This window comes from Corallococcus aberystwythensis (assembly GCF_003612165.1).
GTDB lineage: Bacteria > Myxococcota > Myxococcia > Myxococcales > Myxococcaceae > Corallococcus > Corallococcus aberystwythensis.
In genome coordinates this window covers 1-7,862 of sequence record NZ_RAWK01000363.1, presented here as the reverse complement: position 1 = coordinate 7,862, position 7,862 = coordinate 1, and the positions used below count along the sequence as shown (strand labels likewise).

The 7,862-nt window shown below is 71.0% G+C and carries 8 protein-coding genes; 7 read left to right on the top strand and 1 reads right to left on the bottom strand.

Features of this window, described 5'->3' with window-relative positions; translation table 11 throughout:
* The first annotated feature begins 163 nt into the window (after window positions 1-163).
* From D7W81_RS37610 to D7W81_RS37600, 3 genes are read left to right on the top strand one after another with little or no spacing between them, the layout of a single operon-like run.
* Complete coding sequence (locus D7W81_RS37610) at window positions 164-490, top strand: hypothetical protein (RefSeq protein ID WP_120560189.1); 327 nt, start codon at window positions 164-166, stop codon at window positions 488-490.
* Window positions 490-1,326 carry a cytochrome c oxidase subunit II gene (locus D7W81_RS37605; RefSeq protein WP_120560188.1) on the top strand — a complete coding sequence of 279 codons (837 nt, stop codon included), beginning with the start codon at window positions 490-492 and terminating at the stop codon, window positions 1,324-1,326. Before D7W81_RS37610 ends, D7W81_RS37605 begins: the two co-directional genes overlap by 1 nt.
* On the top strand, window positions 1,323-3,056 hold the full coding sequence (locus tag D7W81_RS37600; protein ID WP_120560187.1) for a cytochrome c oxidase subunit I: 1,734 nt from the start codon (window positions 1,323-1,325) through the stop codon (window positions 3,054-3,056). The genes D7W81_RS37605 and D7W81_RS37600 overlap by 4 nt, the downstream gene beginning before the upstream one ends.
* Here the strand turns inward: D7W81_RS37600 and D7W81_RS37595 are convergent.
* Window positions 3,053-4,570, bottom strand: a complete 1,518-nt coding sequence (locus D7W81_RS37595; RefSeq protein WP_120560186.1) for a glycosyltransferase family 87 protein — start codon at window positions 4,568-4,570, stop codon at window positions 3,053-3,055. The genes D7W81_RS37600 and D7W81_RS37595 overlap by 4 nt on opposite strands.
* Before the next feature lie 94 nt (window positions 4,571-4,664).
* On the opposite strand from D7W81_RS37595, the gene D7W81_RS37590 reads away from it, so the two are divergent.
* The 4 genes from D7W81_RS37590 to D7W81_RS37575 all read left to right on the top strand — a co-directional run.
* On the top strand, window positions 4,665-5,537 hold the full coding sequence (locus D7W81_RS37590) for a hypothetical protein (RefSeq protein WP_167508142.1): 873 nt from the start codon (window positions 4,665-4,667) through the stop codon (window positions 5,535-5,537).
* A 79-nt stretch (window positions 5,538-5,616) separates the two neighbouring features.
* Entirely contained in the window at window positions 5,617-6,180 is a 564-nt protein-coding gene (locus D7W81_RS37585) for a hypothetical protein (RefSeq protein WP_120560185.1), read from the top strand.
* Window positions 6,177-7,175 carry a cytochrome c gene (locus D7W81_RS37580; RefSeq protein ID WP_208721625.1) on the top strand — a complete coding sequence of 333 codons (999 nt, stop codon included), beginning with the start codon at window positions 6,177-6,179 and terminating at the stop codon, window positions 7,173-7,175. Before D7W81_RS37585 ends, D7W81_RS37580 begins: the two co-directional genes overlap by 4 nt.
* A 103-nt stretch (window positions 7,176-7,278) precedes the next feature.
* A partial coding sequence (locus tag D7W81_RS37575; protein ID WP_120560184.1) for a lytic transglycosylase occupies window positions 7,279-7,862 on the top strand: 584 nt, incomplete at its 3' end.

Here is a 7,862-nt window from a genome sequence, read left to right as displayed (position 1 = left end):
CAACGGACATGGGTCGGCACGTACGGCATCGGCGGGGGGCGCACAAGCGCCGGGCCTGCCGGGGTAGGGGCTGGCCGCCTGCGAGGCATGAGGGAGAGTGGCCGCTTCGGGGCGGACGGGGTGCGCCTTGAGGGGACGTTGGGTGCGTGCTAGCCCGGAGGCCATGCCTCATGCCCCTTTCCTGCCCCTGGATGGACGCGCTTCGCCGGGTGGGTGGGGTGGCTTCCGGCCGCTTGCCGGGCGCCCCATCGCCAGGCTCGGGAGCTGGCTCGGGCTGCTCGCGGGGCTGGTGCCGGCGGCGGTGCTGGCGTGTCCCTCGTGCACGGCCCGGGCGCCGGAGTCTCCCGGCGGCGCGGGCGAGCTGCTGCTGGCGCTGATGCTGGTGCCCTTCGCGCTGGTGGGCGTGGGGCTCTGGGCGGCGCGGCGGGCGGGGCCAGAGGCGCCGGGAGCCGAGCGGGCTTCGGCCCCCGTGGAACAGGAGCATCCGTGATGGCGGAGTCCCCCGCGTTGCCCCCGTCGTCCTCGAGCGACGCCGCGCCGCCGGATGCGCAGGCCCCGCTGGCCGTGCCACCCGCGCGTGGGGCGTGGAGCCTGTCGCCTCCGGAGAACGCGAGCGCGACGGGAGACCGCATCGACGCGCTGCTGGCCACGAACCACGGCTTCGACATCGCGCTGGCGGCGGTGATGCTCGGGTGGTTGCTCCTGGCGGTGGTGCGCTTCCGGGGCGCGCGGAAGGTGTCGCCGGACGGAGGCACGCGGCGTTCGCGGGCGTGGGTGCTGGGGTTGGCGCTGGGCGTGTTCGGCGTGGTGGACGGGACGCTGTTCCTGGGCTCCGAGGGATACCTGCGCGACGTGCTCTGGAACTTCCGCGTCCCCACGGAGGATCCGCGCACGGTGCGCATTCAAATCAACGCGCACCAGTGGTCATGGGAGGCGCGGTACGCGGGCGCGGATGGGGCGTTCGGCACGAAGGACGACGTGGTGACGTGGAACGACCTGCGCGTGCCGGCGGGCGTGCCCGTCTGGGTGCAGCTGGTCTCCACGGACGTGGTGCACGGGTTCTCCCTTCCGGCCTTCCGCGTGAAGCTGGACGCCATTCCGGGGCGCGTGAACCAGACCTGGTTCCAGGCCGCTCGCGAGGGCGCATGGGAGGCGGCCTGCTACCAGCACTGCGGCACCAGCCACTACCGGATGCGCGGCATGCTGACGGCGCTGTCCCCGGAGGCCTACGCGGCCTGGCTGCGCGAGGCGGGCCTGAAGGCGGTGCAGGGCTACGACCCGGATGACACCGCGGCCCACTGGGGCTGGGTGTGGAGGACGCCATGAAGGCGGGGGCGTTCTTGAAGGCGCTGTGGACGACGGACCCCCAGCGCGTGGCGCGGCAGTACCTGTGGGGCGGGTTCCTGTTCCTGCTGGTGGGTGGCCTGCTGGCCATGCTCATCCGCTTCCAGTGGGCGTGGCCGGGGCAGCCGGTGCCGGGGCTCGCGTGGGCGCTGCCCGAGTCGAAGGGCGCGCTGACGCCTCCCGCGTACACGGCCGTGTTCACGATGCACGGCCTGTTGATGATCTTCTTCGCGGTGACGCCGCTGCTCTTCGGAGCGCTGGGGCACTTCGTGTTGCCGTTGGCCATTGGCGCCAGGCAGATGGCGTTCCCAAGGCTCTCTCCGTTCGGCTTCTGGGCCTACGCGGTGGGCGGCGCGCTGATGCTGGTGTCGTTCGTGGTGCGGCTGGGGCCCGCGAGCGCGGGGTGGACGTCGTATCCGCCGCTGGCGACGCCCGCGTTCACGCCGGGGCTGGGGCAGACGCTGGTGACGGTGGCGGTGCTGTGCGTGGGCGTGTCCGCGTTCCTGTACGGGCTCAACTTCGTCGTCACGGTGGTGCGCTGCCGGGCGCCGGGGATGACGTGGGGCCGGCTGCCGCTGGTGGTGTGGGGGCTGTTCTACGGCGCGGTGCTCAACGTGCTGTTCGTGCCGGTGCTGGCGGCGGCTACGGGGCTCTTGCTGCTGGACCGGGTGGCGGGCACGCAGTTCTTCATCGCGGGCGCGGCGGCGGTGGGCGGGGGCGGCGACCCGGTGGTGTACCAGCACCTGTTCTGGCTGTTCGGCCACCCGGAGGTCTACATCCTCATCCTGCCCGCGTGGGGCATGGTGGGGGACTTCGTGGCGTTCTTCAGCCGCAAGCCCGCGCACGGCTACCGGCTGACGGCGGGGGCCATGGGCGCGGTGACGGCGCTGAGCGGCGCGGTGTACGCGCACCACCTGTTCACCAGCGGGATGGCGCCGGTGCTGGGGCGCACGTTCATGGTGCTGACGCTGCTGATTTCGCTGCCCGCGGAGGTGATGTTCCTCAACTGGCTGATGACGCTGTGGCGGGGAAGCGTGCGGCTCACGTCGCCGATGCTCGCGGCGCTGGCGACCATGATTGTCTTCGGTCTGGGCGGCATCACGGGCCTGGCGCTGGGCGCGGTGGCGACGGACGTGCCGCTGCACGGGACCATGTGGGTGGTGGGCCACTTCCACCTGACGATGGGCGCGGCCAGCTTCCTGGCGGTGTTCGCGGGGCTCTACTTCTGGTTCCCCCGCATGTACGGGCGCGCGCTGGATGAACGGCTGGCGAAGGTGCACGTGGTGCTGAGCGCGGTGCTGTTCATCGCTGTCTTCGGAGGCCAGCTGGTGGCGGGCTACGCGGGGCAGCTGCGGCGGCTCTATGACCCGTACCAGTACACGTTCCTCGCGCACCTGCTCCCGTTGAACCGGTGGACCAGCTGGGCCGCGTTCGCGCTGGGCACGGTGCAGCTGGTGTTCGTGGTGAACCTGGTGCGGACGCTCGGGTGGGGCCGCGCCGCGGAGCCGAACCCGTGGCGCGTGGGCACGCTGGAGTGGATGGACTCAGGCCCGGGCGCCGTGGTGCTGCGCGGGCCGCATGCGCTGTCGCAACCGGAAGTACAAGAGCAACTGGGTCGCGACTGGATTGGTCAGGCGGAGCCGCTGCCCCCGAGTGTGTCCGTGGCGGAGCCGGTGGCGCCGCCGGAGCCCGGGGTGGAGGGCGCCGTCTAGCGGTGCTCCCAGAGGTCCACGCCGCCGGCGTCGCCCGTGGGGAAGCGGCGGATGAAGCGCTGCTTGAACCAGGGGCGGCTCTCCGGCGTGAGCTGCCACTCTCCTCGCCAGCCGAGGACGACGAAGCGGCAGGAGTCCAGCATGACGCGCAGGGCCTGCTGGGCCTCGGGGGCGGAGAGGGCCTCGGTGGTGTTCTCGAAGCGGTCGCCCGCGCTCATGGCGTCCTGGAGCATGGTGGCGTAGCCGTCCACGATGGGCGTGGCCCCCATGGGGAGCCGTCCCGCCGCGAGCGCCCAGCCGGGCTCGAAGGAGAAGAGGCACGCCTTCGGGGGCACGTCGGAGCGGATGGACTTCGCGAGCGCCACGACGTCCGGAGCCTGCAACCGGCTGCTCTCGATGACGTGCCGCGCGCCGGGCAGGCACGCGGCGGCGAGGAGCAGCGCGGCCACGGCCCGTGATGTGACGCGGCCCCAGCGCACGCTGAAGGCGTGGAGCACGGAGGCGCCCAGGCCCGCGAGCACGGCCTCCGAAGCGGCGAGGTGCGCGTTGTACTGGTTCCAGTAGGTCCGCGACGCGAGGAACAGGGCGACGCTGAGGACGAACGCGCAGGCGAAGAAGCGCGCGGCGGGGCGATGCTCCGGAGCGCCACGGAAGGCGTGCACGCACGCGGTGCCCAGGCCCACGAGGGCGAGGAGGACCTCACCCAGCCGGCGCTCGTGGAAGATCTCGCGCAGGCGCAGCCAGCGGTCCAGTTCGCCGTCCGGGGGGCGCAGGGCCTGGAAGGTGATGACGTCGCGAAGGAACTCGGAAGGGGCGAGCGCGGCCAGCGGACCCACGACGACGGTGAAGGTGCCAACCGCGGCGAGCACGGGCAGGAGTGCGTGACGCCAGGACTCCTTCCCCGGGCGAGCGAGCAGCGCGGCGACGAGCCACAGTCCACCGGGGATCTTCACGGAGATGGCGAGGCCCAGCAGCACGCCCGCGCCGATGCGGCGTGCGCGCGAGGGGTGCCCGGGGAGGAGCCAGAGGTTCGCGAAGCCCAGGCACAGGACGTTGAGCAGGGGTTCAAGGAAGGTGCCCCGCTCGACGAGGGCGGCCTCTGGATACGAGGCATAGGCGAGCGCGGCCACAAAGCCCGCGAGCGGGCCCCACGTGCGCCAGGCGACCCGGCCCGCGAGGAACACGCACAGGGCGCCCACGGTGGCGGCGAGGTAGCGGCTGATTCCATACGCGGTGGCCGCGTCGAGCCCCAGCGTGAGCGCGGCGCCGGGAGCCCAGAGCAGGAGCGCGCCAGGAGGGTGGACGAAGATGAAGTCGCGGTAGGGCAGGTCGCCGCGCAGCAGGAGCGACGCGGCGGAGAAGTAGACGCCCTCGTCGTAGTCCATGGGGTAGCCCATGGGACCGGAGCGATGGAAGAACGCCAGCGCGCGCAGCACCCATGCGCCCAGCGCCACGATGAGCAACGGCCAGAGGGCTGAACCGCGGGTCGTGATTCTCGAAGAGGCTGGAGACATCGAACGTCACGCCCTCCGTCAGAGGTGCTGGCGAGCCAGGAGAGGAATGTGGGAAGAGCGCAGGCTACCCGACCTGAATCGGGGGGAGCATGCCATGTCGATTCCAGCAGCGATCGCTGTGTACACGTCGGGCTCGGGGGTCCCTGAGCACGTCACCGAGCGGCCCTGGCGTGGGGTCGATCACTTCCGGAATGGCTCCCCGGCTGGCCTCGGGCAGTACCTCCTGAATCGCGTGCAGCAGGTGCAGGGCGATTTGCAGGCCGTGGTGCGCGAGCTCATCGATGAGGCTCCCTGGGGCTGGACCAACTGCATGCCGCAGCCCGCGCACACGGCGGTCGAACGCCACACGGAGGAGGACCCCGGCCCTCGGGTCGCACCGGACGAGACCGGGCTTGTGGCCTACATCTACGTCTTCGACCTGGAGGCGCGTCGGCTCGACATGTTCTCGACCTACGTCGGGGACGACGGCAAGCGGATCAGCTCCGTGGTCTTCTCGCCCACGGGCACGCCCGACCTGCCGGCGCTCGACCTCCTGCCCGAAGAGGCTGTCATCGAACCGCCCCTTCCCGGGGAAGAGCTCTCACCCCAGGCGCTGCAAGACTGGCTCAAGGGCCTGCCAGCGCTGGAGCGAGGCTCCACGTTCGTCGACTGGGTGGACACCGAGGAGTGTCCGGACCACTCGCTCTCAATCACGTTCCGGGTGGTCGCCTTTGAAGATCAAGGTGACGGTGAAGGTGAAGTGCTCACGCGCGTGGAGGAACAGGCCTGGAATGCCGTGCCACCCTCCGCACGGCTGGAGCCGGAGCGCGTCCGGAACTTCATCGAGGCGCTCGTCGAGGTGGTGCGCAAGGATTCGAGGCTGCTCGATTCGTTTTGGATTGCCGGGCAGGACTCCCTGCGTCGTTCCGGGGCAAGGCAGCGTGAGAGCTTCGCGAGAATCCTGAGGGCGCAGGCGGCCCGCGACTGAAACCCCGGTCCGGGAGACGGGGGGCCGCCCGGCTTCCTGGTGCTTTCCGCCGGGCCCAGGCATGCGAGAGTCCTGCCCCGTGAGCACGAACGAATGGGCCTCGCCGTCCCTCCAGCGTGACGAAGGGAACCTCTGGTTCGGGGTCGTCATCGCGCACGCGGCGGCCGCGATGCTCTTCTGCGCGGTGGCCTTCACCGCGGGCTTCTACCGGCTGCGCGGCTTCTTTCCCCCTGTGTCCGCGCGCCCCGGGCTCCTCGTCCCCGCGCTGGCGGGTGGGCTGCTCGTCATCGGGGCCGTGTTGCTGCACGTCGTGCTCGCGGATCCACGACGGATCCGGCTTGCGTTGTTGAGCGTGCTGGGTGCCGGGGCGGGGTTCCTCGCGACGCAGGCGGCCTGGCTGCACGTGCTGTTCTGGTACCGCGACCTGCGCATCCCCGACAGCGGCGTCTTTGCCTCCGCGCTGTATGGCCTGTCGGCGGTGCAGGCCGCGCACCTGGCGGTCGTGCTCGTGGGGCTGCTTCGCGCGGGCCTTCGTATCCTGAGGGGCCTGGAGGCACGGGCTTCGCTGCGGCGGGCCCTGCCCGGCTGGTGGTGTTCGACAGTGATGTACGGCGTCCTCTTCGCGGTGGTGTACCTCCCATGAAGCCCACTTCCTGCTTCTCGTTCCGCATGTTCGCCGTGCTCGCGCTGGGGGTGCTCGCTCCCGCGTGCCGCAAGGAGACGCCCACCTTCGAGCCCCTGAAGCTCGCGGACGGCACCGTCATCCCGGCCGCGACACTGTCGCGCGGATACGACGTCTACACGCACTACTGCGCGTCCTGTCACGGCGAGAAGGGCGACGGTCAGGGCCCGGCGGGCTCCGGCATGCGGCCTCCGCCGCGCAACTTCCACCAGGGCCTGTACAAGTTCGGCGGCGTGGCCGCGGGCGAGCTGCCCACCGACGACGCGCTCAAGCGCACCCTGCGCCGGGGCCTGCACGGCACGCCCATGTTCGCGTGGGACGTGCCGCCAGCGGACGTGGACGCCGTGGTCCAGTACCTCAAGACCTTCAGCCCGCGCTGGAAGCAGGAGTCCCCCGGCGCGCCCATCGCCCTGGCCGAGGACCCGTGGAAGGGCCGTGAAGCCGAGGCCGTGGAGCGGGGCCGCACCGTCTACCACGTGGCCGGCAAGGGCAACGCGGGCTGCGCCAGCTGCCACGTCGCGTACCTGCCTCGCGCGGAGCTCGCCGCGCTCATGGAGAGCGTCACCGGCCGCAAGTTGAACCTCGCGAACGCGGATCCCTACACCGCGCTGCAACGCGATTCGGATTACTCGCTCACCGTGGACGCGAAGGGTGAAGCCACGCAGCTGGCCAAGGTGCTGCCGCCGGACTTCCTCTTCCACCGGCTGCGCACCGTGTGGCCCCAGGGCACTCGCGTGGAGGGACAGCCGTACACCGCGCAGGCCCAGCGCGAGGACCTCTACCGCGTCATGGCCGCGGGCGTCGGCGGCGCCGCGATGCCGTCGTGGAAGGGCGCCATCCCGGAGGAGAACCTCTGGGCGCTCGCGTACTACGTGCAGAGCCTGGTCGTGATGCACGACACGTCCGCGGCTCGCGACCTTCAGCAACGGTTGCGTGACTCGAAGGCACAGGAATAGCGGATAGATTCAGTAACCTGAAAAGTCGGTCTTCTTGGGAAACTAATTCCCAGCCGTCGCGAAAATCCGGGCACTGATTCCCTCTTTTCCCGGAGTTCTACTCGTGACGACCTATTCCGTTCGCAGCGGCGACACGTTGAGCGGCCTCGCGCAGCGCTTCAACACGTCGGTGGGCTCGCTCCAGAAGACGAACCACATCGCGAACGCGAACCTCATCCGCGTGGGCCAGCGGCTGACGGTGCCGGACGGGTTCCAGGCGGCGCCGTCGAAGGGGGGCAGCTACACGGTGCGCAGCGGCGACACGCTGAGCGGCATCGCGGGGCGGCACGGCACGACGACGGCGGCGCTGGCGAAGGCGAATCACATCGCCAACCCGAACAAGATCCAAGTGGGCCAGAAGCTCACGATTCCGGGCGCGGGCGGTGGCGCGGCTCCGGTGACCTCGAAGCCGCCGTCCTCCGGGGGCGCCTCGTACACGGTGCGCAGCGGCGACACGCTGAGCGGCATCGCGGGCCGGTACGGCACGACGGTGGGAGCGTTGCAGCAGGCGAACCACATCTCGAACCCGAACAAGATCTACGTGGGCCAGAAGCTCACGATTCCGGGCCGCACGGGAGGCTCGGGCGGGACGTCGAAGCCGCCTCCGTCGACGGGCGGAGTGGACGGGACGCCGGGCACGTCGGGAGG